This is a genomic window from Peribacillus sp. SIMBA_075 (assembly GCF_046534585.1).
Genome location: NZ_JAWRYN010001500.1, coordinates 1 through 240 on the forward strand (window position 1 = coordinate 1; position 240 = coordinate 240).

Sequence of the window (240 nt, forward strand, 5' to 3'; positions counted from 1 at the left end):
CCATTTGTTTTCAGCATGACATCGAAGAAATGTGCCATGGATATTAAGGAGATCGTCACAACCTTTCGAACTAGCCTAGTAAAAAACCGCTTCATTGTGAGCTGTCCAGTCACAGATTCTCTTAGGCTTGAACAAATTAATACAATTGCCATCAGTGTCACTAATGTCATCAGTAAATATCCTGCTCCACCAAACAGAAAGCCCATTGCCGACAAACTAACTGTAAACAACGAAAAGATG

1 protein-coding gene is annotated in these 240 nt (G+C 40.0%); it reads right to left on the reverse strand.

Features of this window, described 5'->3' with window-relative positions:
• On the reverse strand, positions 1 to 239 hold a 239-nt coding region (locus SB775_RS33405), incomplete at its 3' end, for a phage holin family protein (RefSeq protein ID WP_410865592.1).
• Position 240: the final 1 nt, after the last annotated feature.